Genomic DNA, 26,254 nt, shown 5'->3' on the forward strand with positions numbered 1-26,254 from the left:
TACTATATAAAGGCTCATGAGTAATCTCGACATACGTGATCTTGCCCTGATTGACGCATTGACACGCACCTGCAATATATCGGCCGCCGCTGAAATACTGGGCTTAAGTCAGCCATCGGTCAGTATCCGTCTGGCCAAATTGCGCACGCATTTCAATGACGCGCTTTTTGTTCGTACCCGGACAGGTATGCAGCCGACCCCACGGGTTGCCGAGTTGTTGCCCGCCATTCGGTCTGCACTTGGCTTGCTGGCGGATATAGAAGAGGGAGCGGCCAGTTTTGATCCGCTTAGCTCCAACCGTATTTTTCGATTAAGCATGACCAGTACGGGGCAGGTGGTAGTGATTGCCCGGCTTAAAAATGTGTTGAACAGGCTGGCCCCCAAGGTCAGGATAGAGGTCATTGATTTTACGGAACAGACACCGCTTCAGCTTGAGCGTGGTGAGGTTGATATTGCCATGGGTTTTACCACCATCATGGGTCCGGGTTTTTACCAGCAGAAATTATTCCGGGAGCATTATGTGTGCCTGATCCGCCATAATCATTCGCGCATCAACCATGAACTGACGATTGAGCAATTCAAGGCCGAGGGGCATGTTGCGGTAAAAAGCAGCGGTACCGCGCATTGGTTGCTGGAAAAAGCGATTGATGATGCCGGTATCTCCAGGAATATTGAGCTGTGGGTGCCCTCGTTTCTTGGGCTGGCGGATATTGTCCGCACCACCGATTTGCTGGCTTTGGCACCCGTGCATTTGGCGCAGATCATATGTCGGGATAAAACCGTAAGACGTGTTGATGTACCCATTGAAATACCGTCTTATGATGTGAAGCAATATTGGCATGAGCGGTATCATCAGGAGCCCGGTAATCGATGGCTCAGGCAAGTTATTGCCGATGTCATCCAGGAAAACTGAAGGTCATGTTGTCATTGTAAAAAAGCATCGCAACCGGGCAGGTCGCGATGCTTTGTCAGTGGGTAGTCGTGAATGGATCAGTCCAGTCGAATATTTCCTTCACGAACCAGTTTTTCGTAAGTCTCACCTTTTAATTTGCTGACTCTTGTGATTTCCTGCGGGCTCCAGTCCAGGTGCTCAAAGGCAAAGGCCGCATAATTGTTTTTTACTTTTTCAGTTTGAACGGCCTTCAACACATCAGCATGGATTTTTTCAATAATTTTTGCATTGGTGCCTTTGGGTGCCATTAACACGGCAAATGAGTCTACCGTCAGTTGTTGCGGTCCCCCCGCTTCTGCCACAGTGGGTACGTCCGGCATGCGAGGGTGCCGGCTTTTGGCCGCAATGGCCAGGTACTTCAGGCTGCCTTTCTTATACAGGCTTTCACTGGAGCCGACACTGGCAAAGGCCCACTGGATTTCGTTACCCCCCAGATTGACATAAAGCTGTGCGGTTTCCTTATAGGGAATATGAAGCATTTTAGTGTGACTCATCTTTTCCAGCTGCAGGGCGCCCAGATGTCCCGGACTGCCAACGCCCCATGATCCATAACTGACAGAATCGGGGTTTGTTTGTGCGGCCTTGATGAGATCCCCCATGTTTTGCCAGGGAGAGTTGCTGGGAACGGCAATAAAAAATGGCGTCCTGAATAAGGCGGCTACCGGTTCAAAAATTTCCAATGGCGATATTTTTCTGGAAGGGTACAAGTAAGGCAGGGCACTGATCTGTTCACTGTCAAGCTGCAATAGCGTGTATCCATCGGGTTTGGCGCGTCGTGCCTGCTCGATGGCAATGAAGCCCGCACCCCCCGGGCGATTGTCGATAATGACGGTTTGGCCCCATTGTTTGGTCAGGCTTTCAGCCACCATTCTAAGGACGGCATCAGGTCCGCTGCCTGCTGAAAATGGGGTAATGATAGTTACCGGTCGATCGGGGAAGGCAGTGTCAGTCTGTGCTTGCGCGTTGGTGATGCCTGAAAGGGTGGCCAGCAAAACGACCAAGGCGGATCGGGCTGTCGCAAGAAAAAAATGTCTCATGAGGATGGTCTCCTGTTCTATGTGTTGTTGGTGGTTTTAGTATGTTTTATATGTTTTTTTACCGGGTTTCCAGTACACCCATTTTTCGGTGTAAAGGGCTTTCATCGGCAATGAAAATAAAGGCGGGGCGGATGGTGTCTTGATTATGCAGGTGAACGGGTGTGTAGCCAGGGGCACAACAGGTGTCTGCTTCATTCAGTTCAAATGTTTTACCGCTGATTTCTGCCTTTGTTTTTCCTTCAATCACATGAAACAGGCTGGCAGGAGAGCGCGCTGGCAAGTCAAGTGTCTGGCCGGGTTGGATCATCAAGGCATAAAATCCCAGAATATTCTGGGCGCTGTCACCGGTTTCCGGATTAATGTATTCAACCTGAACCGATTTTTCGTTTGGATGTGCTTCGGATAAGGCTACCAGGCTGGCCCGTACTTGTGACCATGGATAGCGCAACATGGGGTAAGGGTTGTGATGACGCGTGAAGACGGGGGCGGGGAGCACACCGCCATTGGCATAAATGCCATGGCCTTTGGTGGGGTTGACGGTTTGCCGGGTGCCAACGTTGTGATAGCTGGTTTCCATGAAGTAAATCAAGGGCAGGTCCAGCACGTCAAGCCAGACCACCGGGGCTTGGCCATCATGACTGTGTTCGTGCCAGAGCCCGGATGGTGTCAAAATAAGATCGCCACGGTTCATGGGGCATTTTTCCCCGTCTACCGTGGTGTAAGCACCGTCGCCCTCAATGATCATTCTGACGGCATTCGGTGTATGGCGATGACTGGGTGCCCATTCACCGGGTAACAGCAATTGCATGCCCACGTACATGGCCGGACTGACTTTCATGGCATCCAGGCCATGTCCCGGATTGCTCATGACAAGTACGCGTCTTTCCGCTTTTTCAATCGGGGTCAGCTCACCGGCTTGCAGCAATAGCGGACGAATCGTGTTGTAAGACCAATGTGTGGGTTGGGTGTGTCTGGTCGGAATGTCTGCAGGTAAAACGGCCCCCAGGCTTGGCCATAACGGGACCAGGTTTTGCGCATTGAGAGCCTGCACGTATTCAGTTGGTAAGTCTTCCAGTGTTCCAAGATTATCCATAATTAATGTCTCATGTTTATGTTTTTATACGGTGTTCAAACAGATGAAGGGTAACTATAGAGCAGGCGCAATTATTCCTACAATAGATTATGATTAATACTTGTCATCGGTTTTGTTAATAATGGGGGGCTTTCTTGAACGAACTGGATATACGACATCTTCGGATCTTTTTGGCCTTATATGCAAGCAAAAACGTAACCCGTGCTGCTGATTCCGTTGGTCTGAGCCAGTCATCGGTCAGTGTGGTGCTGGCACAATTGCGTCAACATTATGGCGATCCGCTTTTTGTACGCACTTCGGGGGGCATGAAGGCCACACCCCGGGCAGAAGCACTGCGCCCGCTAGTATACCAGGCACTTAAACTGCTGGAGCAATGTCTGGAGCCGAGTACGGTGTTTGATCCTTTAACCTCGAATCGCTGTTTTCGGATTTGCATGCCCGACCTGGGTCAAACGATATTGCTGCCAAGGCTGTTATCGGTCATTGATAAACAGGCGCCCAATGTGAATATCGAGGTTTCTAATTTAAGCTATGAAACTGCACGAAAACTGGAAACCGGTGAGGCTGATATTGCTTTGGGATTTACTGAGGAAATGAAGGCGGGTTTTTACAAGCAGAAACTCAATAATGAAAGGTTTGTATTGATTGCCTCAAAAAATCATCCGGATATTGATGGAAAAATGTCCTTGGCCCAGTTGCAGCAACAAAAATTTGTGAAAGTGATGTTAACGGGCACATCCCATTCGATTATCGAGAAATTCCTGGAGCGTAAAGGGATTGTTTGCAATTATGTGGCTAATGTTCCCAATTTCATCGGTCTGGGACAAATTGTGGCCAGTTCAAGCCTTGTCGCTATTGTGCCGTTACGGCTTGGCATTATTTTTGAATCGGAAAATGCGGTGAAAATGGTGCAGTTGCCATTGAAATTCCCTTCCTATACCGTCAACCAGTTCTGGCATGAGCGGTTTCATCGCGACCCGGCCAACATGTGGCTGCGTTCCCTGATTCATGACACCTCAGAAACACTGGAAATGGAAAACAAAACCAATCAGGCTTATTTGTGGTGAACAGCCCGTTCCCATGCTCTGTGAACTGACCCTAATAAGTTGAAGAGGTGTCCAACTTTAGCGGGTCAGTTCACTCCTGCGTGGGAACGCCTATTTGACTAGGCTATACAGCCAGTAATATCCGCTACGCTTCAGCTTGCACTGGCAGGTGGGTATAGCAGGTGCGTTCTTACGCGCTTAAACGTTCCAGCAGTGATGGTACCGAAGAAAGCAAAAGCGCAATGCCCGAGCAGGTTAATAGGGTTAGTATGATTTTACGGAATGCCACATCATTTATTTTCGTGTAAAAACGGGTTCCCAATAAGGTGGGTATCAGCATGGCAGGCAGCACAATGGCAAACAAGGGCAGCATTTCTGTCGTAATCATACCTGTAGCCAGATAGGTGCACATGGTCACCAGCAGCATGGACAGGTTAAAGTTCTGGATAACCGCCCGCTGGGCATCCCTGTTATAGCCACGTATGGTGCACCACAGTGTGGGCAGGGTGCCGGTAAAACCGCCAATGCCACCCATGATGCCACCGGCAATACCAACTATGCCATCGGCAAGACGCCCGCCAATGGTAATGCGGGGAAGTTGTTGGGAAAATAACATGGCGGGGCACCACAGCACCAGCAATGCCCCCAGTATTACTTTGAACCAGTCCATATCCAAATAAGGCAAAACCGCCACGCCCATGGGAATGCCAGCCAGACCACCAAGAATGAAAGGCCATAATAAATTCAGATTGAAGCCACGCCTAACGGAAAATGCGGCAAGAATCTGGCCGGTAAGAGCACCAAAAACCGCTAGTGTGGCTGCCAGCCTGGGATCTAATACCCAGGCCCAAAATGACATGGATACCATACTGAAAGCGAAGCCGGATAAGCCCTGTATAAAACCGGCAACAATTGCGCCTATGGCGATAATATATATTGCGTCTGTTGCCATTTTGTCTCAGCTTAATTTTTAATAATAACAGTGCTGGGGTACTTGCATGCTTAGGCAGAATAACTATATGCCATAGTATACAAACAAACCATTCACTGTATGGTTTTGTAATGATAACAACACTTCTGTAATATCATCCATAAAACACCCGTATCAAAATCCTTCAAGCAGGAACCATTGCATGAATAAATACTCGTTCACACGCTCCCGCGTGGGAATGCATATTTAAATAACCACCATTTCACAAATCACGATCTGCTTGCAGTATAATCCCTCGCTTCGCAGGAGAGAGGGACCAGCATAAAGCGTGGTTCCCGCCGAAGGCGCAAACTCCCATAATCGCTCAGGCATAGTTACTGCGAACCGTACTCGGAATGCTGCTATTACCTTAAATAGCGCAACCGTAACGCCAGCTGGAGAGAGGTTGCTTTGCAACCCACCGAAGGGGCAAGCAGTTTTCATGACTGCGTAAACTCTCAGGTAAAAGGACAGGGGGAGAGGCAGCATAAAACAACAAGGATTCAAGTTTGCTTCTCTATATTTATATCGTGGCAATTACTGCCGAGGCCATGTCGGGCGCACTTGCCGCTGGCCGACGTAATATGGACATGTTTGGCGTGGCTTTTGTGGCCTTCATTACCGCTTTGGGTGGTGGCACGGTACGTGACATGTTGCTGGGGAATTACCCGGTTTCCTGGACCCAGCACCCTATGTATATTCACCTTACCATTCTGGCCGGCCTGTTTACCATGCTGGTTGCCCGTTACATGCATCGCCTGCATTCTATCTTCCTGGTGCTCGATGCCATGGGCCTGATTGCTTTTACCGTGATTGGTTGTAACGTAGCCCTGAAATTGGACTATAGCCCTACGGTGGTGATTATGGCAGGTATTACCACGGGTATTTTTGGCGGTATTTTGCGTGACCTGTTGTGCAATCGCACGCCTATGGTGCTACGAAAAGAATTGTACGCCAGCGTGTCGCTGCTAGTTGCCATTTTATATTTGTGTCTGCGGCACTGGGGTGTAAGCCATGACATTAATTTATTGGCTTCTTTCGGCTTTGGCCTGGCATTGCGCCTTGCGGCAATTCGCTGGGGCTGGTCTTTGCCGGTGTTTACTTATGCGCCTGGTCGCTGGAGTTAGTGTCGGCTGCCTGTAAACGACAACACTGAACAGAACAAGGCCCGGTGTAATATCGGGCTTTGTTTTACAGGTCTTCAAGGCTGTTTTTCAAAAATAAGTGAGTCTGTTTGCAGGATGTGGGTTTTGATTGCCATTCAGGGGTAAATAAGACAAAATCACTGGGTAAAAATGATTAAAAATTTTATTGCTGGAATGCCGTTTGATATGTCGCCTCGTCCTCCCAAAAAAAACAAACCTTTGTTTTTCATCTACTCCGCTGTTGTTGGTATTTGTATTCTTGTTCTTGGGTTGGCTGCCCTGGACTGGAAGCTAACCACCGACGAAGCAAAGATATCTGAGGAGCTTAACCAGGCATATGTTACAAGAGCGGTATTATCCAGATTGATGGCTGATCTGTCTTATGCTGAAACGGCTCAGCGCACTTATATCCTTACGAAAGATCATGCCTTTTTTAATACGTTTAAGTCGGTTCAACTTAGTCTTTTGCGTCAGTTAGAGGAGTTTGAGGTAGCCCGTTTTGATGATGACAAGATAAACGTTGAGAAGGCAAGGCAATTACTGGATTTGGTCTATCAGCGCTTGCAAACATTGGTTATTAGTATTCAACGTGCCAATCAGGAAATGAGGACTTCTTTTTATGACAGTTTAGTTTCAGGAACCGATCTTATGGAGCAGGTCCGTATGGTTTCTTCAGAGCTAAAAGTACGTCATGACCAGAATATTGAGGCATTAAGTCAGGAACACGCCCGGCAAATATTTCGTGGACGCATCATAATGCTTGTGCTTATGGCAGGCATTATTTTGCTGATTGTTGCGCTGGTTTGGCTTGTTTCGGTTAACTTGCGTCATCGAGACAAGATAGAGCGGCAATTACGATTGCAAATGACCCGTCAGCAGGCCATGTTTTATGGGTCTATTGATGCTTTGGTGATTGTTAATGCCGAGGGAATCATAGAAGCCATGAATCCGGCAGCTTTGCGGATGTTTAAAATAGAACGGGGTAACTTTTCTCAAAACCGTCACTTTGCTACCTTACTGGCTGATGATTGTCCCTGCGCAAAGCTGCACTTTTGGATATGCACAAGCTTGAATACGAGAAAGGTGGTGTTATTGAAGTTAATGCCGTTCAACAGGATGGACAGGTTTTTCCAGTTGAGTTAGCCATCAGTGAGGCTGAGCAAGGTGAGGATACTTTTTATCTGACTTCGTTCAGGGATATTACAGAGCGTCGGCGGGTGGAACAGATTAAAAATGAGTTTATTGCTACGGTCAGTCATGAGTTACGTACACCGCTAACGTCGATTGCAGGTGCACTTAAACTTTCGATTCATAATTTTAGCAAACATATGCCCGCAAAATGCCTGCAATTGATTGATATTGCCGAGCGTAATACGCAACGGCTGATCAAGCTGGTGAATGATATTCTGGATATCGAGAAGCTGGAAGCGGGAAAAATGGTCTTCAATAATGCTGATTTCATATTGAGAGATGTGGTTGTTGACGCCATAGATGGTATTTCTCCCATGGCCAAGGATAAAAAAGTGATTGTCCAGCTTGAGGATAAGACGGAGTCAGTGGCTTTACATACCGATGCCTTCCGTCTGGGCCAGGTTCTCAATAATTTGTTATCTAATGCCATTAAATTTTCTCCTGTAGATGCATCGGTTCTAGTCAGGATTTTGCCTGGTGAAATCGGCGTGCGGATTGAGGTTTCCGATAATGGCCCAGGTATTCCCGAGAACTTTATTCCCTTGGTGTTTTCCAAGTTTTCCCAGGCAACGGGAGTGGGTTTTGCAAATAAAGGGGGCACGGGCCTGGGCCTGAGTATTGTGAAGCAAATTATCGAGCAAATGGATGGTCGGATTGGTTTCACAACGTCATCTTCAGGGACTATATTTTATATTGAGTTGCCAATCATAGGTGGTAGAAGTGATGCTCCTGTCGAGGCTTGATTTTCCAGGTAGATGTACGGCATTTGTCGTCATGGTGTTTTTACTGGCGTGGGTGTTTTTTTCAACGACCCGTGCGGCTACTCTATCACCTATGTGGCAACTTGATATCCTCGAAATGCCGACAAGTCCCGGGCAGCGGATTCAGGTAAATGGTGTGATGAAAGACAATCAATTTGCTCCTTCTAGCGTAGAGTTCAACATACAAGAAAGTACAACAACGGTTCTTCCTGCTTTGCCCCTTGGGTCTTCTTTGCTTGAATTCTTGTCGGTACGCGCATTTGGGGTAGAAGAGCGTGTAGAGGTGGTACAGGGCAAGGATAATGAGTTAACGATTGATTGCCGGGCGGGTAGTCAGACCGCGGGGGTGTTATTTACGCCAGTGTCTGCCAGGATGCCATTTGGGGCAAAGGCGGCTTTGCGCGTGTTGGCACAAGGCGATGCCGGCTTTGAGTGGGGTGTTTCACCAGCGGGTAAAGATGCGCGGCTTCTGGTCCCTGTTGCGGTAGCTAATGGTAGCCTTGCGGCTGACATCTCGCTTGATCGCGTGGCTACACTAATGCCAGACTATAGGGTTGAAAAACCATCCCCAGATGTGTCACTGCTTTCATTTACCATAATCTGTCCATTGAATACGGCCAGTCTGCAAATTCGGTCCATTGAGCTGGTGCCTGCCCCGGTGGCACCTTCCGGCTTGCGGGCTGCCTGGGTCTGGAACGCCAAACGCTGGCTTGAGGCCCCTGGTAAGTTGGTGAATGAAGCCAGAAAACTTGGCTTGCAGCGTCTTTATATTGCCCTGGATGTTCCTGCCAGTGGCGGGGACGTGGTAAATAAGGAGTTGCTTTCCGGCTTTATTGCCATGGCAAAACGCCATGATATTGACATATGGGCCGTTGAAGGTGATCCTGCCATGGCTTTACCCAGTGGGCGTGAGCATGCATTGCAGCGCTTACAGTCCATCCATCGCTATCAGGACAGCGTACCGCAGTCGTCTCGCCTGGGGGGTATTCAATATGATATTGAACCTTATTTATTGCCAGATTACCGTGCCAATCCACAAGAAACAGGCCGGCAGTGGGCGCAAACGCTTCAAGTATTGGCAGCGCAAAGTGAATTGAAACTGGATATGGTGTTGCCATTCTGGTTGCCACAATCACCCATGGCTACAGCGGTGCTTGGGGGGCTAAGTGAAACGGCCGACTCCATCACTATCATGGCTTACCGTACAGCGGAACCGGTCATTCAACAAGTGGCAGAGCCCTTGCTGTCATGGGGGTCAGCAAAGGGGGTACCGGTTTATGTGGCCCTGGAGGCAGGCCCTTTGCCTGATGATTTGATCCAGTCTTATATTGCCGCAGAGGCCGGAAAGCCTGCCACGTTATGGTTGCTTGCCAATGCCGGTAAGGGGAACGCCTTGCGTTTTGACAAGCCGGTTTTGTTGGAGCAGGGTCTTGGCTATTTGGAAGCAGGGCAGGTAACCGTACCAGCATCCCGGATTAGTTTTTTGGGTGAAACGGCTGCTATGCTGAATACAGGGCGTCAATTACAAGCTGCGCTAAGGGCATGGGCCTCATATGCAGGGATGGTTTTTCATGGCTTGTTTGATTAATCGTTATTGTTTAGAGTGTTAGTAAATCGTTTTAACATCTGGTGATTAAGTATTGGTTTATGAGGTTTATAGATAAAAAGAATCAACGCCAATCAATCAATATGTTTAAATAATAGATTAATCGTTTTATTAAAATACACTCAGGCTCCTGATAACAGTTGAGATCATTACCTTTACATAATGAAATGGCAGGCAGTGTCGGGTATAAAAAAGGAGTTATGCATGAATGAGTCCCCTATGATTCTTATCGCCGATGATGATGAGCTTTTGCGTGAATTACTGGAATATAAGCTTTCTGCTCGTGGTTATTCGGTTATATCTGTGGCCGATGGCCTAGCGGCTTATGAAGCGTGTTTGCAACATAAACCCGCTTTAATCGTGCTTGATGCAATGATGCCAGAGCTGGATGGTTTTGCTTTGCTCAGGCGTTTGCAGGCTGAAGGAGCACTGGCTGATACACAAGTATTAATGTTAACGGCAAAGCGCCAGGAAGAAGATATTGTGGGCGCATTCCGTTCGGGGGCGGCTGATTATCTGCAAAAGCCTTTCAAGCCCGAAGAGCTGATGTCCCGTATTGCGAATATTGTGCCATTGTAAGAGTCACCTTGATGAAGCACCTAAGGCATGCTGCTTGCGCGGGATCTGGGTTGTTAATGCTTTTATTTGGTGTCATGGCATGGGCTTCCACTACGCATAATATAGACCGGCTTTATCAGGAAGGTGTGCGGGCCCGTCTTGATGGCCGCCCGGCCGAGGCCATTGTTTTTTTTAGTCAGGCTTTGGTCTTGCAGCCTGATCATGTTGATTTGCTCTTGCAGCAGGGTCTTGCGCTTTCTGCCAGTGGTCGGGATAACGAAGCCGAGCCAGTGCTGCAGCGTGTATTGCAATTGGCACCCAATTATACGGATGCCCAACAAGCGCTTGAACGAATTCAGGCCAGGCGTAGGCAAGTGCCGGAAAAGGTCTTGCCTGATTCCATGGAACCCCGTTACCGGCTTGATTTGGGCGTCACCCGCAGTCATCTTTCAGGAGACAGGCCATACTGGAAAGAGGGTGGTTTCCGGCTATCCTATAAAGCAAATGAAGAGACCACGATTTCGGGTGGCATGGATATCAGTCGTCGCTACAATAAGACTGACACTTATGGTGAGTTAAGAGTTGATCATCGGTTTGCAGACCGGTTAACAGGCTATTTGTATGTGGGTGGCACACCCAGTGCCGATTTTCTTCCTAAAGCGGCCGTGGGCCTGGGGGGGGAATATCGCCTGAATAATTCAGCGGGTCCGAACGCGACCTATGCTTTGCTGAATCTGCGTTTTAGCCGTTATAACACCGGCAATACCTGGTCTGCTTATGCGGGTATCAGACAGTATCTTGGCGATGATCATGTCTGGATCACGGTCAATTCGATTAACGCAAGGGATGAAAAGCAGCGGTTCCAAAGCGGTTTTTCCTTGCGGATGGATTGGCAAGCCAAGCCTGATCTGCGCTTGCTGGCGGGTTTTGCCAATGCGCCAGAATCCAGCGATGGCCTCACGTTGCGCACCCGTACGTTTTTCATGGGAGGCGTGTATGATGTCAGTCCTGTTTTTGCACTTAACCTGAATCTGGCACATGAAAAGCTTTCAGGAATTTATGATCGTAACAGCGTCCGTGTCGGGCTGACTTACCGGTTTTAATTGCTGATATGCTATATGCCATTTGGGCCGTCTCTCTTGGATTGTTTCTGGTTTCAATTCTGGCCATGGTGGTGTTGTTGTGCCTGCGGTTTATAAAGCAGCGTCAAGATAAACGTGATCAGGTTTTGTCGGCACAATTAAAAAAAGCCATTGTTATCTGGCTTCATACACCCGATGCTGATGTAAGCATGTTACAGCAGGCAGCTAAAGCAAACCCACGCCAGATGGTCCGGCTGCTAACGCATATGGCTTCGCTGCTAGAGGGCCAGGAACATGCCCGTCTGGTTGGGTTATGCAAAGATCTGGGTTTACAAACATATATGCTGACCGAGTTGTTTCGGGGGCGTTCGGGCCAACGCATAAAATTCGCAGAGGCATTGGCTTTTTTTAATACTGATGAAGTTGCCGAGGCTTTGAGCGCGTCCCTGACGGCCTCAAACCCCGAGTTGCGTCTTGCAGCAGCCCGCTCTTTGGCTCACCAGCAACGTCAGGTGCCCGCATCAGCGCTACGCGATATGCATTGGGAAGACTCTGCCCTGGTTGATGGTCTGTTCAAACAACTGGCCTTACACCAGACCGATGATTTACTTGCGTTGGTGCGGGACACTTCAGTGTTGCCAGAGCGCCGGGTATCAGCGCTTAGTGCTTTGGCTAACACCGGTGACTTAACGCTATTGCCCATATTTATTGAAATGACCAGCGACGCTTTGGCGCCATTACGTGAAGTCGCCGTGCAGGGCCTGGGAACACTAGGGCATCCAAGGGCTAAAGAGGCCATTGAACGCTTGCTTGACGATGAGCAATACCGCGTGCGTGCTGCTGCCGTCAGGGCAGTTGGGCAGATACAGCTGGAAGCGTTGTATGATCATGCGGCCAAACTGTTGGCCGATGATTCCTGGTGGGTGCGTTTTGCGGCGGCCGAGGCATTGGCCGGCTGTGGTGAAAAAGGCTTGTCAGTCTTGCGTAAGGTGCAGGCCAGCGGTGCACTTGAAGCCAGTGATATGGCTTCTATGGCGTTGCTTGAATACACCAGGGGAGTTGAATGATTGCAGAAATCGGATGGTTTCACTACTTGGTAGAGATACTTGCCATTGCATTGATTACGGTTGGCTTCTCACAGAACTTGCTGTATTTTTTGCAAGTGACAATCGCAATTCGAGCCCTGAAACCGGAAAGGGCAAGCATTGAGTCTACCTTGCTATGGCATCGTTACAGTGCAACTTGCCCACCTATCTCTATTCTGGCACCCGCCTATAACGAAGAGGCAGGTGTGGTGGAAAGCACTAAGGCATTGCTGGCCTTGCAATATCCAAGGATGGAAATCATTGTTATAAATGATGGCTCAAAAGATGCAACCCTTGATTGTTTGATTAATGAGTTTGGGATGAAACCATCCTATCGTATTTTTCAGGAGGTGGCTCCCCATCAGCCCATCAAAGGTGTTTACCGTTCGGCCAGTTACCCGAATCTGGTGGTGGTGGACAAGCATAACGGTGGCAAGGCGGATGCCCTGAATGCAGGTATCAATGTGTCACGCTCGCCTTTATTTTGCGCCATGGATTCCGATTCGATTATTGAGTCCGATGCATTGCTGCGAATGGTGCAACCTTTTGTCGACCAGCCCGGCCGTACGATAGCCGTGGGCGGTTCGGTACGGGTAGTTAATGGTTGCAGTGTATCCAGTGGGCGTGTTGTCAAGGTATGCACCCCCAAACGCCTGGTTGCGCTTTTTCAAGTGCTTGAATACATGCGTGCCTTTTCAGTTGCCCGGGTTGCCTGGAGCGAACTGAAAACCCTTACGCTTATTTCTGGCGCATTTGGCGTGTTCAAGCGGGATGTAGTGGTGGATGTGGGCGGCTACAGTACCGATACCGTGGGTGAAGACCTTGATTTGGTATTGAAGATGCATGCGCTGATGATAGAGCGCAAGGTTAAATACAATATTGTTTTTTTGCCAGAACCCTTATGCTGGACCGAGGTGCCGGAAACACTTACTGTGCTCAAGCGTCAGCGAAGCCGGTGGCAGCGTGGGGCTTTGGAAGTTTTTTTCAGGCATCGCCATATGCTGTTCAACCCGCGTTACGGCCGAATCGGTATGCTTGGCATGGGACAGATTTTTTTGGTGGATGTGATTGGGCCACTGGCTGAAATCCTGGGCTACGTGCTGTTACCGGTTTTTTGGTGGATAGGCACTTTGGATGTTGAGTACATGTGGGCATTTATGGCGCTGATATTCCTGGCGGGTACTTTTTTCAGCGTTGCCTCAATGGTACTGGCTGAACTGGATGTCCGCCGATATCCTAGAATGGCTGATTTGCTAAGGCTGGGCCTGGCAGCGCTGATAGAAAACCTGGGTTACCGCCAATTGAATGGCATTTGGCGTTTGCGTGGCTGGTGGCAATTCCTGCGCAAGGATTCACGCTGGGAGGCCATGCCACGGGTTGGTTTTAAACGGGACTAACCGGGCTGTCATTTTGCAGGATGGCCGAGATGGTGGCTATTAGCGTTTGCAATGCCGTATTGATGTCCTGTGTATTTTGTCTTTGCATGATGCATGCTTCCAGGGCCAGGGAACAAGTGCTGATCTCGTCATAGCCAAATACGCCGCCAATACCGGCCAGTTTATGGGCTTGATGCAAAAGGGCCTGGTAGTCCTCTTCCGTACGAAGGTTAATGGTAGATGGTAAGTGCGTTTGCAGTTGTGCCAGCTCGCGCTGCAAGCGTTCATGAAAGCGTGCACGTAATTGCAGCCACTTGGTATTATCTTGTGAACTCATTAGTATTACAGCTTGCTTGGAATAAAGTTGCGCACCTGTTCAGGCAGAGTGATGGGGTCGAATGGTTTGGCAATGACACCTACGGCCCCCATGGCTAACAAGGTTTGCACGTAATCTTCTTGGGCCCTTGCTGTAATGAAAACAACAGGAATATCCGCGCAGCCTGGCAATTGCCGGATATGGGCAAAGGTTGTGGGTCCATCCATGTCAGGCATCATGACATCCAGCAGGATAATATCCGGCTTCCATTCTGGAATCAGTTCCAGGGCCATTTTTCCGCATTCACATGAGCGAACCTCAAGGTCCGGATCCATTTCTAGCGAGAAAACGGCGACTTCCCGAATATCAGGTTCATCGTCTATGTAAAGAAGGCGTATTGAAGACATGGATTATTCCGTATGACTGTTGCCTTGGTATTATAGCAACCTGATTAAACAGCAAATGGTAGGGGTTGGGCCTCTTGCCGTCAAGAATTGGTTTGTCATGATTTGTTCTTGGGTTTGTTACAACTTCTGTGTTTGTTCCATTTATAGAACTATTCTGTCCAGATAATGGATTTTTTAATTAATTTGTTTCAGTTAAGATGACAATATCAAACGCTTTTCCGTGATGGTTTGTTTAGATCCATTTTTTGAATCCTGGCCAATCTAAAAATTCGTTTTTTAACGGAGAGCTGTCATTCATGATTTAGCAATGGAAAGGAGGAATAATGGGTTTATTGGTAGAAGGAAAATGGCTTTCTCAATGGTATGACACAGCCAGCAACGGGGGTAACTTCATTCGCACTGATGCCCAGTTCCGTCACTGGATTACTCCGGATGGCAGTGCAGGCCCAAGCGGAGAGGGGGGCTTCAAGGCCGAGGCAGGACGTTATCATTTGTATGTCTCTCTGGCTTGTCCATGGGCTAATCGGGTGTTGATCATGCGTAAGCTAAAAGGCCTGGAGCAAATGATTTCGGTTTCAGTCGTAAACCCATATATGGCTGAAAACGGCTGGACATTTGAGCCGGGCCCGGGTGTGATTGCTGATCCGGTAGGTAATGCCAAGTATTTATATGAGGTTTATTTACGGGCCCAGCCAACTTACAGCGGACGAGTGACGGTGCCGGTACTGTGGGATCTTCAGCAAAATACGATCGTGAACAATGAATCATCGGAAATTATCCGCATGTTCAATTCGGCGTTTGACGGGATTGGTGCAAAGCCTGGCAATTATGCGCCTGCAGAATTGCTGAATGACATTGATAAAATCAACGCATGGGTGTATGAGGGTATTAATAACGGGGTTTATCGAACCGGGTTTGCCACCGTCCAAACGGTATATGAAAAAGAAGTCAGCCATGTATTTCACTGCCTGGATGAACTGGAACATATACTGGGACGCCAGCCCTATTTGTTAGGCGACCTGATAACCGAAGCCGACTGGCGCCTGTTTACCACCCTGATTCGTTTTGATGCGGTTTATCATGGCCATTTCAAATGCAATCTGAAACGTTTGGTGGATTATGACAATTTATGGAGCTATACGCGGGAACTGTATCAGGTTCCGGGTATTGCATCCACGGTAAATTTTGATCATATCAAACAGCATTATTACCGTAGCCACGATATGATCAACCCTAATCGCATTGTACCCATGGGCCCGTTGCTGGACTTGATACAGCCTGCCAGCAGGGTGTTTTAGGGCGTTCATTAAACTGGTTCGTGCTAAATGCCCATTTCTGCCCGGCGTAGGGTATTCATGATTGCCATTTCCGGGCAAATGGTACAAAATCAGGGGGTTATAAATCCTTAATGGTTTTTTATGTTGGCTGGTGATTTGCTCGTAAATGTGCTTTTTATTTTACTGCTGGTTGTGATTAGCGGTTTTTTTTCCATTGCAGAAATTTCCCTTGCCGCTTCGCGCAAAATAAAGCTTCGCCTGTTAGCCAATGATGGCAATGCCAAAGCGCTCCAGGTACTGGCATTGCAGGACAACCCCGGCAATTTTTTCACCGTGATCCAGATTGGACAAAATGCCGTGGCAATCATGGCGGGTATTGTCGGTGAGAGTACCTTGTCACCTTATGTGGCCAATTTAATTTCAGTCGTATATAACGGCCCTTTGCTGGGTACCTTGTCATTTTTATTGTCTTTTTTGTTGGTGACATCATCGTTTGTGATGTTCTCTGATCTTGTGCCGAAGCGGCTTGCCATGGCCCAGCCAGAAAAACAGGCCATGGCTGTGGTTAAACCGATGAAATTTTGCATGCTGCTGTTTGCGCCTTTGGTATGGCTGTTTAGCGGTTTGGCCAATATCATTCTTCGTTTGATGAGGGTGCCGCAAGTGCGCGAAGAAGAAATTACCGGTGATGATATTGTGGCGCTGGCCGAAGCCGGTGCGCAGGGTGGTGGGGTGCTGCAGCAAGAACAATACATGATTCGTAACGTATTCGAGATGGATTCACGCACGGTACCGTCAGCCATGACCCCGCGTGAAAGTATCGTGTATTTTTCCCTGAATGAGACAGAAGAAAATATCCGCACGAAAATTGCCGAGTTTCCCCATGGTAAATTTCCGGTTTGCCAGGATACGCTAGATCACGTCATTGGTTATGTCGATTCCAAGGATATTTTGCCCCGTATATTGCAAGGCAAGGATTTATCGCTCAGGACCGCGCCCATTGTACGAAAGGTTCTGGTATTGCCCGACACCCTGACCCTGTTTGAAGCACTAGAACAGTTTCGTGCCGCCAAAGAAGATTTTAGCCTGATCATGAATGAATACGCGATGGTGGTGGGATTGCTCAGTTTGCAAGATGTCATGAATACTGTCATGGGTGACCTGGTAGGTTCCCTTCAGGAAGAGTGGATCGTGCAACGTGATGACCAATCGTGGCTGGTAGATGGCATGACCCCTATTGAGGACGTGATGGCGGCGCTTAAAATAAAAGAGTTTGAGGGGTTTGAAAATTACGAAACCGTCGCCGGATTCATCATGTATAAGTTGCGCAAAGTGCCACGACCCACTGATTTTGTTCTGTATAACCGCTACAAATTTGAAGTCGTGGACATTGACAACTACCGGATTGACCAGGTGCTGGTAACCCGGCATGACGGATCAATGCAAGGTCCCGTTAATCTTTAATTTATCTTGCCGTTTTCTGGTGATTGCGGTAAGTATTGCTGCGCTTGCCATAATGCCGGCCGTCATGTAGAACACGGTATCAATGCCATACAGGTTGCCAACCATGCCCCCGGCAAGCGGGCCAAGAACCATGCCCAGATACTGGGCCGAAGTGGAATACCCCAGGACAGTACCGGCAATATTGCCGGCTACGTTATGCCGGATAAGGGCTGTAATGGCCGGCATCAGGCCGCTTAAGCCGACTCCCATCAAAAACCTTAACGCGATGAACTGCCAGTCTGCAGTGGCAAATGCCTGCAATAGCAAGGTGAGGGCGGTAAACAGAAAACAGCCAATAAGCACCGGAAGGTGCCCTTTGCGGTCACCCAGCCGTCCGATTCTGGCTGATCCCAACAGGCTGCCAAAGGCGGTGACTGAAATGGCAATGCCGGCCAGCAAGGGAATGTTTGCCGTGATGGTGTGAAGGCTGGCCATATAAATGGTGATGATGGGTTCTACTGAATAATTCGCAAACATTAACAAGGAGGCGCAGGCCAGCATCAACAGGACCAGATTGCGGCTAGGGGCGTTGTGCCAGAAGCCATGTGACGGGTGGGCGGTTTGGCTTGCGGCCGGTTTTCTTTTAAAGCTGGTTTCCTTGATCAGCAAGGTGGTGGCCAGAAAGGCAATGAAGATTACCCCTGCCGCCAGAAAAAAAGTATTGCGAATACCCATATAACCGGGTAAAAAACCACCCACCAACGGCCCTAGCAGGTTGCCTGCCAGCATGCCTGCGGCATGGGTGCCTACTGCCCAGCCGGTGTGTGCTTTAGGGGTTTGTGTGGCAACCAGTATGGTGGCCCCCGAGGCATACCCGCCCAGAATGCCAATCAAAAGACGCAGGCCGACCAGTTCTTGCACGTTGCTGACCATGCCCATCAAGGCGATGCAAAAGGCCATGCCCAGGCTGGCGCGGATCAGGATTGGCTTGCGGCCAAAATGGTCGGCAAATTTACCCCAAACCGGTGCCATCAGGCCTGCACTCAGGAAGGTGGCACTAAAGGCATAGCCAGACCAACGGATGATTGATGCCGGATCAGTTTCGCCCAGTTCTTCAATATAGATAGGCAGGAACGGCAGCACCAGCGTCATGGCCATCAAGGTTGTAAATGAACCGAATACGCACACATACAAGTTGCGTTTCCAGTGTTGTTCCTGGTTTTCTTCTTGGATTGTTTGCACTTTATTGCCTTGTTCTGCTGAAAGGATTGAGGTGATTTTTTATGAACTATCTTTATTATTATGGGAAACATGAATCCTGAACAAGACCATTTCTTATACTGGTATAGCTTATACCTGATACTGGTAATAATAGGCTTTTGGGTTTATGAATAACCATGTTAGCCGGGACAGTGCGCATGACCCAAGGCTTGGGTTTTGTAGCATATGTCATCAATTCGCAATAAAGCGCCCCTATACTCGTTTCCTCCTTACTCTTACGTAAAAGGCATATTTTGTGCCTTGTTTATTTTCCCAAGGAAGAAAAATGAGTTTGAAAAAAGCATGGCTGGCTGTATGCCTGGCATCGTTGCCATTGGTGGCACAAGCGCAATCCGCAGATTTGGCTTCTCTGGTTGAAGCAGCAAAAAAAGAAGGTCGAGTTGATAGTGTGGGCATGCCTGACTCATGGGCCAACTGGAAAGACACCTGGGCTGACCTGAAAACCCAATACGGACTGGAGCATCAGGATACCGACATGTCTTCTGCCCAGGAAATTGCCAAGTTCGCGGCAGAAAAAGAAAATGCCACCGCCGATATTGGTGATGTTGGCCAAAGCTTTGGGCCCGTCGCTGTTCAAAAGGGCGTAACGCAAGCTTATAAACCCACTACCTGGAATGAAATTCCTGAATGGGCGAAAGACAAGGACGGTCATTGGGCGGTTGCCTATACCGGAGCCATTGCCTTCATGATCAATAATGACACCGTAAAAAATCCACCCAAAAGCTGGAAAGACCTGGCTACGGGAAATTACAAGGTAACCTTGGGTGATGTGGGTGTGGCTGCCCAAGCGAATAATGCAGTGCTGGCTGCGGCTGTTGCCTTGGGTGGCAATGAAAAGGATGTGATGCCTGCGCTGAAACTGTTTGGTGAATTGGCCAAGCAAAAACGCCTTTCTTTAAGCAATCCCACCTTGGCCACCCTTGAAAAGGGCGAGGTTGAGGTTGGGGTACTGTGGGATTTCAATGCACTGAACTACCGCGACCAGATTGACCCCAAGCGCTTCACGGTTGTGATTCCTGAAGATGGCTCTATCATGGCTGGCTATGCCACGATTATCAACAAATATGCCAAACATCCTAATGCGGCCAAGCTGGCGCGTGAATACATATTCAGCGATGCTGGCCAGAACAATCTTGCCAAGGGCTATGCACGCCCGATTCGTGACAAGGTAGTGCTGACAGAAGAGGCAAAGGCAAGGTTGCTGCCTGCTGAGGCTTACAAAAATGTTCAGCCCATCAAAGACCAAGCCGCCTGGGATGCCGTATCCAAGCAGTTGCCTGAGTTGATGCAGGAACACGTGTTGATCCATCAATAATCAAGCTGCCATGAATCATCATAAAGTTATTCTGATCCTTATTGATGGCCTGGGCTGGCACGTTGCCAAGCATGCGATGGGTTATCTGCATGCTTTGTGTGAAAGCCGCCAGGCTTCAGTGTTCAAGTTGCAGTGCGAGCTGCCGTCATTGTCGCGCCCCTTATATGAGTGTATTTTAACGGGCAGCAACCCGGTGGTTTCGGGCATTCGGCACAATCAGATTGTGCAGCTTTCCCAACAGCAAAGCATTTTTCATCTTGCCCGTCAGGCCAAGCTGAAAACCGCAGCTGCCGCTTATAGCTGGATCAGCGAACTTTATAATCGCGCGCCGTATGATGCGGTGCGCGACCGTTTTACCGACGATGAGTCGCTGCCCATCCAGCATGGTATTTTCTATCACGAAGATACGTATCCTGATTCCCATCTGTTGCTGGATGCAGAGCATCTGCGTACAAGCCATAATCCCGATTTTTTGTTCATTCATAGCATGAATGTGGACGATATGGGTCATCGCTTTGGCGGAGACAGTGCAGATTATCGTAATGCCGCCCGCCATGTGGATGTTATTCTGTCGCACTATCTGCCAATCTGGCAGGAACAGGGCTATCGCATTATCGTGACGGCTGATCATGGCATGAATGCCGATTGTTCCCATGGCGGAAATTTACCTGAAGAAAGGGAAGTGCCTTTGTATCTGGTGGGAGACGGTTTTGACCATACGGCCCGTGCCATGGAGATCAAACAGATTCAGATACGTGATTTGTGTGCCTTGGCCTTGGGTATTCCTGTCACGCACAACGATGAACTGAAAGCTTTTCTGTCATGATCCCACCCAAGCCTTCCAGGGCCCATTTGTGGGTCTTTTTGCCTTTTGCATTAATGCTGACAGCGTTTTGCCTGGCCCCCACTTACTGGGTATTGGTTAACAGCTTTATGGAAGAGGGAGGTGGTTTTTCCCTGGCCAATTATGAAAAAGTGTTAGGCAGCAAATTCTACCTGATTGCGATTGAAAACAGTTTCTGGCTATCGCTGTATTCCAGTTTCCTGGCGTTGCTGATCGGCCTGCTTGCCACTTCTTCATTACGGTTTGTGCAGGGCAAGGTTAGGCGTTTTGTGATTGCATTTGTGAATATGAGCAATAACTTTGCCGGCGTTCCGCTGGCTTTTGCCTTCATTATCATCTTGGGAACTAATGGTGCCATTACGTTGTTGTTGAATAAAATGGGCTTTCTGGGCGGGTTTGACTTATATACCCGTGCAGGGCTAACGGTGGTTTATACGTATTTTCAGATTCCATTGGCTATTTTGCTGTTGTACCCCGCGTTTGATGCCTTGCAAGATGACTGGGAAGAAGCGTCCCGGTTGTTGGGGGCCAGTACGTTTGATTATTGGCGCAAGGTGGTGTTGCCTATCCTGATGCCTTCCTTGCTGGGCACATTTGTTTTGCTGTTGGCTAATGCATTGGGTGCCTATGCCACGGCGTTTGCGCTAACGGCCAGTAATGTGAACCTGATTCCGATCCGCATCGGGGCTTTGGTGGCGGGCGATATTTCCCTGAACCCGAACCTGGCGGCTGCTCTTTCAATTGTATTAGTGGCACAGTTGTTGATGGTGACGGTGGTAAACCAGTGGCTGATGCGCAGGAGGCGTTATGCATAAGCATGAGTCCAGGCAGGGCTTGCATCTGCTGGTGATTGGCGTGGTCATGTTGATCTTACTGGTTCCTTTGCTGGCTACGTTTCTGTATTCCATTTCTACGGCTTGGGGAGCAACCATCCTGCCTGATGGATTAAGTTTGCAATGGTATATCCAGCTCTGGAGCGATTCGCGCTTTTTAATGGCTTTTGGGCGGTCAATTTTTCTTTGTATAGTGTCTGTGGTTGTAAGCTTGCTGGTGATTGTGCCCATGGCCTTTATGATGGAATACCGTTATCCGCAATTGCAGAAAATCATGGACCTGGTGATTCTGGTTCCATTTGCCATGCCGCCAATTGTCGCATCTGCCGGACTGCTGCAAATTTATTCAGGCTCACCCATGATGGGCACGCCTTGGATTCTGGTGGGCTGCTATTTCACGATTGTTTTGCCATTCATGTACCGATCCCTGGTTAACAACCTGCGCGCCCTTAACCTGCGGGATTTGATGGATGCCTCCAGTTTGCTGGGTGCCAGCGGTTTCCAGGGTTTCATGCAAGTGGTGTTGCCCAATATACGCAAAGGTATTGCTTCCGCCTGGTTTATTGCCTTTTCCCTTTTGTTTGGCGAGTTTGTGTTTGCCAATATGCTGGTGGGTACCCGCTTTGAAACCTTGCAGATATACCTGTTTAATATGCGCCAAACCAGCGGTCACTTTACCAGTGCAATCGTGATTAGCTATTTTGTGTTCATTTTGCTGTTTACCTTGCTTGCCAACCGATTCAATAAAACCTAAGTTATGTCCTATTTAACCGTTTCCAACCTGGCCAAGCGATTTGGCGACTCTGTTATCCTTGATGAGTTGAGCTTTACCATTAAAAAGGGTGAGTTTGTAACCTTGCTCGGACCCAGTGGTTGTGGCAAGTCTACCTTGTTGCGGTGTATTGCGGGGTTGACCCAGCCTGATAGCGGTTATATTCAGGTGGAAAATGAAGATATCACTTTTACACCGGCCCAGCATCGCGGCATTGGCATGGTGTTTCAAAGTTATGCCCTGTTTCCCAATATGACGGTGGAAGGCAATATTGCTTTTGGCCTTAATTTGCGAAAAATGGACAAGGGCTTGGTACAAGACAAGGTCAAGCAGGCAATTGCACGTGTTGAATTGAACGGCAAGGAAAAGCATATGCCGCATGAACTGTCTGGTGGCCAGCGCCAGCGGGTTGCCTTGGCCCGGGCGCTGGTGATGGAGCCACGCATTTTGTTACTGGATGAGCCCCTGTCTGCCCTGGATGCCCGCATTCGCCGCCACCTGCGTCAGCAAATTCGCCAGTTGCAGCAGGAGTTGCAGTTAACGACAATCTTTGTGACGCATGATCAGGAAGAAGCCCTGACGATGTCTGATCGTATTTTTCTGATGAATAGCGGCAGAATAGAGCAATCCGGTTCGCCTGAGCAATTGTATGCCCGTCCCAATAGCAATATGGTGGCCCAGTTCATGGGTACCTATAATTTCCTGGATGCCGTTAATACAAGGCGCTGGTTGGGCATGCAAACACCCAACGGGGTGGCCATCAGGGCCGAGGCGATTATCCTCGATCATCCATCGCTGTCTTTTGGTGAGAAGGTATCCAGTCCAATTCCCGCTTTGATCACTGAAAAACATTTGCTGGGCAGCGTGGTGCGGTGCAAGGTAAGGACAGAAGATACAGAACTGACGGTAGACAGCCTGAACAACCGGTTTCTACCCGATCTGGAAATTGGCAGCAAAGTTTACCTGCGCCTTGATCCTTGTGAATGCGTTGTTCTGGATGATTGAAGGCTATTTCGTTTCCAGTAAATAGCATACCTCTATTCGTGGCTTTTTGATGACATTGATACCGGCTTAACAAGGCCGGTATTTTTTTTCTCTGTCGAAATCAGTAGAATCCCTAAAATACAAATAAATTCATATGTGTGAAAATTAATTCATTATAGTGAATTGAGTAGGGGGTCTTAATGGCAAAGTGGATTGTGAGAGAAAGTGAAGTAGCGGGGGTGAATAATTTTGATATTAATTCATGGAATGGATTTTTAGGCCCGGCAAACATGCCTGATGATGTGGTGACAAAACTGAATGCCACGATTAATGAAGTCGTGAAAGATGAGCAAATCCGGTTAAAACAGGCAGATTTGGGTTTTGATGCGTTTAGTGGCACACAGCAAGAGTTTGCCGAGTTTGTGAAACAGCAATACGGCTTGTGGGGTGATTTGATTAAGGCGGCTGGCATTGAGCAAAAATAATGAACATTCACCCAATCCTGGGCCCTTGAGCGGTATCCGTGTGCTGGATTTAAGTAGTGTGGTAATGGGGCCATTTGCCACGCAGATGTTGGCAGACCTTGGGGCAGATGTCATCAAGGTGGAGCCTCCTGCAGGCGACGGGATGCGTAAAGTGGGTCCGATGGTGCATGATGACATGGGAGCACTTTACCTTCATCTTAACCGTAATAAAAGGTCGGTTGTACTGGACCTGAAAACAGAACAGGGTAGGAAAGCCTGCCTGGCGCTGGCCAAAACGGTTGATATTTTCTTGTATAACGTACGGCCGCAGGCCATGGCACGACTGGGCCTGTCTTATGAGGAGGTTGCTGCGGAGAACCCTGCGATTGTTTATGTAGGGGCTTATGGTTTTGGCAATGATGGCCCCTATGCCGGAAAACCTGCCTATGATGACCTGATTCAGGGCATGACGGGTATTCCTGTTTTATATGAGAAAAATTCGGGTGATGAGCCCCGTTATACACCACTTACCCTGGCTGACCGCACGATTGGCCTGCAGGTTGCCATTGCCTGCCTGGCCGGGGTATTACAAAGCAAAATGTCCGGCAAGGGGCAGTCCATCGAAATTCCCATGTTTGAAGGCATGGCCCAGTTTGTGCTGGGCGATCATCTGGGTGGAAAAACATTTGTGCCTTCCCAAGGGGATATGGGTTATGCCCGCTTGCTGGCACATCACCGTAAACCTTACAAAACCCGTGATGGCTATATCAGTGTATTGATTTATAACGATAAGCACTGGAAGGGTTTTTTAACACTCATCAACCGGGAAGACTTGCTGGAAGGCTCTATTTTTTCTACCCATACGGTGCGGGCAGAAAATATTGGCGACGTTTACAGCTTTGTGGCACAGGTGCTGGAAAGCAATAGCAGTCAATATTGGCTGAACCTGTTGGCCAATGCGGATATTCCAGCGGCGCCCCTATACAGCGTGGAAGATTTGCTTGAAGACCCGCATCTCAAGGCGGTTTCTCAAGTGGTGGAGATGGATCATCCCACCGAAGGTCGAATCAGGACACCGGGTACCTTGGGTACTTATTCAAAAACGCCGCTGAAGATTTATCGTCATGCACCCAATTTGGGTGAGCATACTGAAGAAGTATTGAAAGAATCCGGACTGGATCAATCGCTTCTTGATGAATTGATTAAAAATGAAAGGAAATGGGCAAGATGAGCTTCAAGTTGACAGATGACCAGCAAATGCTGGTTGCCGCAGTACAAACCCTATGCAATGATTTTGATGATGAATACTGGCTGGCCCGGGATGCTGATGGTGAATATCCCGAGGCCTTTTACAAGGCCCTGGCCGAAGCCGGCTGGCTGGGTATTGCCATGCCTGAAGAATATGGCGGGGCAGGGCTTGGCATGACCGAAGCCGCCTTGTTGATGAAAACCATCTCCCGTTCGGGGGCGGGTTTTACCGGGGCATCGGCCGTTCATATGAATATTTTTGGCCTGAATCCGGTTGTGGTGTTTGGTTCGGAAGACCTCAAGCAGCGGGCCTTGCCTCCTTTGATTCAGGGCAAGCAAAAAGCCTGCTTTGCCGTTACCGAACCCGATGCCGGGTTGGATACTACCAAACTTAAAACAAGGGCAGTAAAACACGGAAACAATTATGTGGTTCATGGACGTAAAATCTGGATTTCCACCGCCCAAGTGGCCAACAAAATGCTGTTGCTGACCCGTACCACACCGCTAGAGGAAGTGAGTAAACCCACCCAAGGCCTGTCCCTGTTCTATACCGACCTGAACCGTGACTATGTAGAGGTGCGGGAAATTGAAAAAATGGGCCGTAAGGCCGTAGACTCGAACATGCTGTTTTTTGACGGGCTTGAAGTTCCTGAAGAAGATCGTGTTGGTGAAGAAGGGCGCGGCTTTGAATATATTTTGCATGGCCTGAATCCAGAGCGGATTTTGATTGCTTCCGAGGCCGTTGGCCTGGGGCAGGTAGCGCTTTCCAAAGCGGTGCAGTATGCCAAGGAAAGGACTGTCTTCAACCGTCCCATTGGTACCAACCAGGGCATACAGCATCCGCTGGCACAGGCCTGGATGCAACTGGAAGCAGCCGACTTGATGGTAAGCAAGGCAGCACATTTTTATGATAGCGGCGAGCCTTGCGGTGAGTTTGCCAACACGGCCAAATATCTGGCCGCTGAAGCGGCTTTTAATGCTTGCCAAACGGCCATTCAAACCCTGGGTGGCATGGGATATGCCAAGGAATATCATGTAGAGCGCTATTTGCGCGAAAGCTTCATTCCCCGGATCGCACCGGTAAGCCCGCAATTAATCATGTGTTTTATTGCTGAAAAGGTACTGGGGCTACCCAAATCTTATTGATTCAGGCTGGAAGTTGTATTTT

General features: G+C 48.8%; 26 protein-coding genes and 2 riboswitches. Of the genes, 20 read left to right on the forward strand and 6 right to left on the reverse strand.

The annotated features are described in order from the left end of the window. Positions 1-16 precede the first annotated feature (16 nt). Positions 17-913 carry a LysR family transcriptional regulator gene (locus ACM5Q9_RS03325; protein WP_418143304.1) on the forward strand — a complete coding sequence of 299 codons (897 nt, stop codon included), beginning with the start codon at positions 17-19 and terminating at the stop codon, positions 911-913. A gap of 77 nt (positions 914-990) precedes the next feature. On the opposite strand, the gene ACM5Q9_RS03330 is transcribed toward ACM5Q9_RS03325, so the two are convergent. Together ACM5Q9_RS03330 and ACM5Q9_RS03335 are read right to left on the reverse strand one after the other, a co-directional pair. Then, complete coding sequence (locus ACM5Q9_RS03330) at positions 991-1,989, reverse strand: Bug family tripartite tricarboxylate transporter substrate binding protein (protein WP_418143305.1); 999 nt, start codon at positions 1,987-1,989, stop codon at positions 991-993. Between the two features lie 58 nt (positions 1,990-2,047). Continuing rightward, the gene (locus ACM5Q9_RS03335; protein ID WP_418143306.1) at positions 2,048-3,082 is read right to left on the reverse strand and encodes a cupin domain-containing protein; all 1,035 of its coding nucleotides are present in this window, start codon (positions 3,080-3,082) and stop codon (positions 2,048-2,050) included. Between the two features lie 134 nt (positions 3,083-3,216). On the opposite strand from ACM5Q9_RS03335, the gene ACM5Q9_RS03340 reads away from it, so the two are divergent. After that, positions 3,217-4,149: a LysR family transcriptional regulator gene (locus ACM5Q9_RS03340; protein WP_418143307.1), complete on the forward strand. Its 933-nt coding sequence runs from the start codon at positions 3,217-3,219 to the stop codon at positions 4,147-4,149. Positions 4,150-4,318: 169 nt separating this feature from the next. Here the strand turns inward: ACM5Q9_RS03340 and ACM5Q9_RS03345 are convergent, their stop codons facing one another. Next, entirely contained in the window at positions 4,319-5,080 is a 762-nt protein-coding gene (locus tag ACM5Q9_RS03345; protein ID WP_418143308.1) for a sulfite exporter TauE/SafE family protein, read from the reverse strand. Between the two features lie 272 nt (positions 5,081-5,352). Continuing rightward, positions 5,353-5,449: riboswitch (glycine riboswitch) on the forward strand. Between the two features lie 34 nt (positions 5,450-5,483). Next, a riboswitch (glycine riboswitch) is annotated at positions 5,484-5,582 on the forward strand. Positions 5,583-5,607: 25 nt separating this feature from the next. On the opposite strand from ACM5Q9_RS03345, the gene ACM5Q9_RS03350 reads away from it, so the two are divergent. The 8 genes from ACM5Q9_RS03350 (at position 5,608) to ACM5Q9_RS03385 (ending at position 13,923) form a co-directional block, all read left to right on the forward strand. Further along, a complete protein-coding gene (locus tag ACM5Q9_RS03350) occupies positions 5,608-6,225 on the forward strand; it encodes a trimeric intracellular cation channel family protein (RefSeq protein WP_418143309.1) in 618 nt (205 codons plus the stop codon). A 168-nt stretch (positions 6,226-6,393) separates the two neighbouring features. Next, positions 6,394-7,386, forward strand: coding sequence for a CHASE3 domain-containing protein (locus ACM5Q9_RS03355; RefSeq protein WP_418143310.1), 993 nt, complete (start codon positions 6,394-6,396; stop codon positions 7,384-7,386). Next, entirely contained in the window at positions 7,302-8,177 is an 876-nt protein-coding gene (locus tag ACM5Q9_RS03360) for a sensor histidine kinase (protein ID WP_418143311.1), read from the forward strand. The genes ACM5Q9_RS03355 and ACM5Q9_RS03360 overlap by 85 nt, the downstream gene beginning before the upstream one ends. Then, a complete protein-coding gene (locus ACM5Q9_RS03365; protein WP_418143312.1) occupies positions 8,155-9,783 on the forward strand; it encodes a hypothetical protein in 1,629 nt (542 codons plus the stop codon). The genes ACM5Q9_RS03360 and ACM5Q9_RS03365 overlap by 23 nt, the downstream gene beginning before the upstream one ends. Positions 9,784-10,005: 222 nt before the next feature. Then, complete coding sequence (locus tag ACM5Q9_RS03370) at positions 10,006-10,380, forward strand: response regulator transcription factor (RefSeq protein WP_418143313.1); 375 nt, start codon at positions 10,006-10,008, stop codon at positions 10,378-10,380. A 56-nt stretch (positions 10,381-10,436) separates the two neighbouring features. After that, positions 10,437-11,462 carry a YaiO family outer membrane beta-barrel protein gene (locus tag ACM5Q9_RS03375; RefSeq protein ID WP_418143314.1) on the forward strand — a complete coding sequence of 342 codons (1,026 nt, stop codon included), beginning with the start codon at positions 10,437-10,439 and terminating at the stop codon, positions 11,460-11,462. 8 nt (positions 11,463-11,470) lie between these two features. Continuing rightward, positions 11,471-12,508, forward strand: a complete 1,038-nt coding sequence (locus tag ACM5Q9_RS03380) for a HEAT repeat domain-containing protein (RefSeq protein WP_418143315.1) — start codon at positions 11,471-11,473, stop codon at positions 12,506-12,508. Then, the gene (locus tag ACM5Q9_RS03385; protein WP_418143316.1) at positions 12,505-13,923 is read left to right on the forward strand and encodes a glycosyltransferase family 2 protein; all 1,419 of its coding nucleotides are present in this window, start codon (positions 12,505-12,507) and stop codon (positions 13,921-13,923) included. Before ACM5Q9_RS03380 ends, ACM5Q9_RS03385 begins: the two co-directional genes overlap by 4 nt. Here the strand turns inward: ACM5Q9_RS03385 and ACM5Q9_RS03390 are convergent. Next, on the reverse strand, positions 13,910-14,239 hold the full coding sequence (locus tag ACM5Q9_RS03390; protein WP_418143317.1) for an Hpt domain-containing protein: 330 nt from the start codon (positions 14,237-14,239) through the stop codon (positions 13,910-13,912). The genes ACM5Q9_RS03385 and ACM5Q9_RS03390 overlap by 14 nt on opposite strands. 5 nt (positions 14,240-14,244) lie before the next feature. Continuing rightward, on the reverse strand, positions 14,245-14,625 hold the full coding sequence (locus tag ACM5Q9_RS03395; RefSeq protein WP_418143318.1) for a response regulator: 381 nt from the start codon (positions 14,623-14,625) through the stop codon (positions 14,245-14,247). Between the two features lie 323 nt (positions 14,626-14,948). Here ACM5Q9_RS03395 and ACM5Q9_RS03400 point away from each other — a divergent pair, with 323 nt between their 5' ends. Beyond that, the gene (locus ACM5Q9_RS03400; RefSeq protein WP_418143319.1) at positions 14,949-15,923 is read left to right on the forward strand and encodes a glutathione S-transferase family protein; all 975 of its coding nucleotides are present in this window, start codon (positions 14,949-14,951) and stop codon (positions 15,921-15,923) included. A 120-nt stretch (positions 15,924-16,043) separates the two neighbouring features. Further along, positions 16,044-17,366 carry a hemolysin family protein gene (locus ACM5Q9_RS03405; protein WP_418143320.1) on the forward strand — a complete coding sequence of 441 codons (1,323 nt, stop codon included), beginning with the start codon at positions 16,044-16,046 and terminating at the stop codon, positions 17,364-17,366. On the opposite strand, the gene ACM5Q9_RS03410 is transcribed toward ACM5Q9_RS03405, so the two are convergent. Beyond that, positions 17,340-18,587 (reverse strand): MFS transporter, encoded by a 1,248-nt coding sequence (locus tag ACM5Q9_RS03410; RefSeq protein ID WP_418143321.1) that lies wholly within the window; start codon positions 18,585-18,587, stop codon positions 17,340-17,342. The genes ACM5Q9_RS03405 and ACM5Q9_RS03410 overlap by 27 nt on opposite strands. Before the next feature lie 304 nt (positions 18,588-18,891). On the opposite strand from ACM5Q9_RS03410, the gene ACM5Q9_RS03415 reads away from it, so the two are divergent. The 8 genes from ACM5Q9_RS03415 (at position 18,892) to ACM5Q9_RS03450 (ending at position 26,232) form a co-directional block, all read left to right on the forward strand. Further along, positions 18,892-19,941, forward strand: coding sequence for an ABC transporter substrate-binding protein (locus ACM5Q9_RS03415; protein WP_418143322.1), 1,050 nt, complete (start codon positions 18,892-18,894; stop codon positions 19,939-19,941). 10 nt (positions 19,942-19,951) lie between these two features. Further along, positions 19,952-20,767 (forward strand): alkaline phosphatase family protein, encoded by an 816-nt coding sequence (locus tag ACM5Q9_RS03420; RefSeq protein WP_418143323.1) that lies wholly within the window; start codon positions 19,952-19,954, stop codon positions 20,765-20,767. Then, positions 20,764-21,600, forward strand: coding sequence for an ABC transporter permease (locus ACM5Q9_RS03425; protein WP_418143324.1), 837 nt, complete (start codon positions 20,764-20,766; stop codon positions 21,598-21,600). Before ACM5Q9_RS03420 ends, ACM5Q9_RS03425 begins: the two co-directional genes overlap by 4 nt. Beyond that, entirely contained in the window at positions 21,593-22,372 is a 780-nt protein-coding gene (locus tag ACM5Q9_RS03430) for an ABC transporter permease (protein ID WP_418143325.1), read from the forward strand. Before ACM5Q9_RS03425 ends, ACM5Q9_RS03430 begins: the two co-directional genes overlap by 8 nt. Positions 22,373-22,375: 3 nt before the next feature. Next, a complete protein-coding gene (locus ACM5Q9_RS03435; protein ID WP_418143326.1) occupies positions 22,376-23,395 on the forward strand; it encodes an ABC transporter ATP-binding protein in 1,020 nt (339 codons plus the stop codon). Between the two features lie 179 nt (positions 23,396-23,574). After that, positions 23,575-23,859 carry a tripartite tricarboxylate transporter substrate-binding protein gene (locus tag ACM5Q9_RS03440; protein ID WP_418143327.1) on the forward strand — a complete coding sequence of 95 codons (285 nt, stop codon included), beginning with the start codon at positions 23,575-23,577 and terminating at the stop codon, positions 23,857-23,859. Then, positions 23,846-25,069, forward strand: a complete 1,224-nt coding sequence (locus tag ACM5Q9_RS03445; protein WP_418143328.1) for a CaiB/BaiF CoA transferase family protein — start codon at positions 23,846-23,848, stop codon at positions 25,067-25,069. Before ACM5Q9_RS03440 ends, ACM5Q9_RS03445 begins: the two co-directional genes overlap by 14 nt. Further along, the gene (locus ACM5Q9_RS03450) at positions 25,066-26,232 is read left to right on the forward strand and encodes an acyl-CoA dehydrogenase family protein (protein WP_418143329.1); all 1,167 of its coding nucleotides are present in this window, start codon (positions 25,066-25,068) and stop codon (positions 26,230-26,232) included. The genes ACM5Q9_RS03445 and ACM5Q9_RS03450 overlap by 4 nt, the downstream gene beginning before the upstream one ends. The last annotated feature ends 22 nt before the right edge of the window (positions 26,233-26,254 follow it).

Origin of the sequence: Advenella sp. RU8 (genome assembly GCF_048381675.1) — a bacterium.
In the GTDB taxonomy this organism is placed as follows: domain Bacteria; phylum Pseudomonadota; class Gammaproteobacteria; order Burkholderiales; family Burkholderiaceae_B; genus Advenella.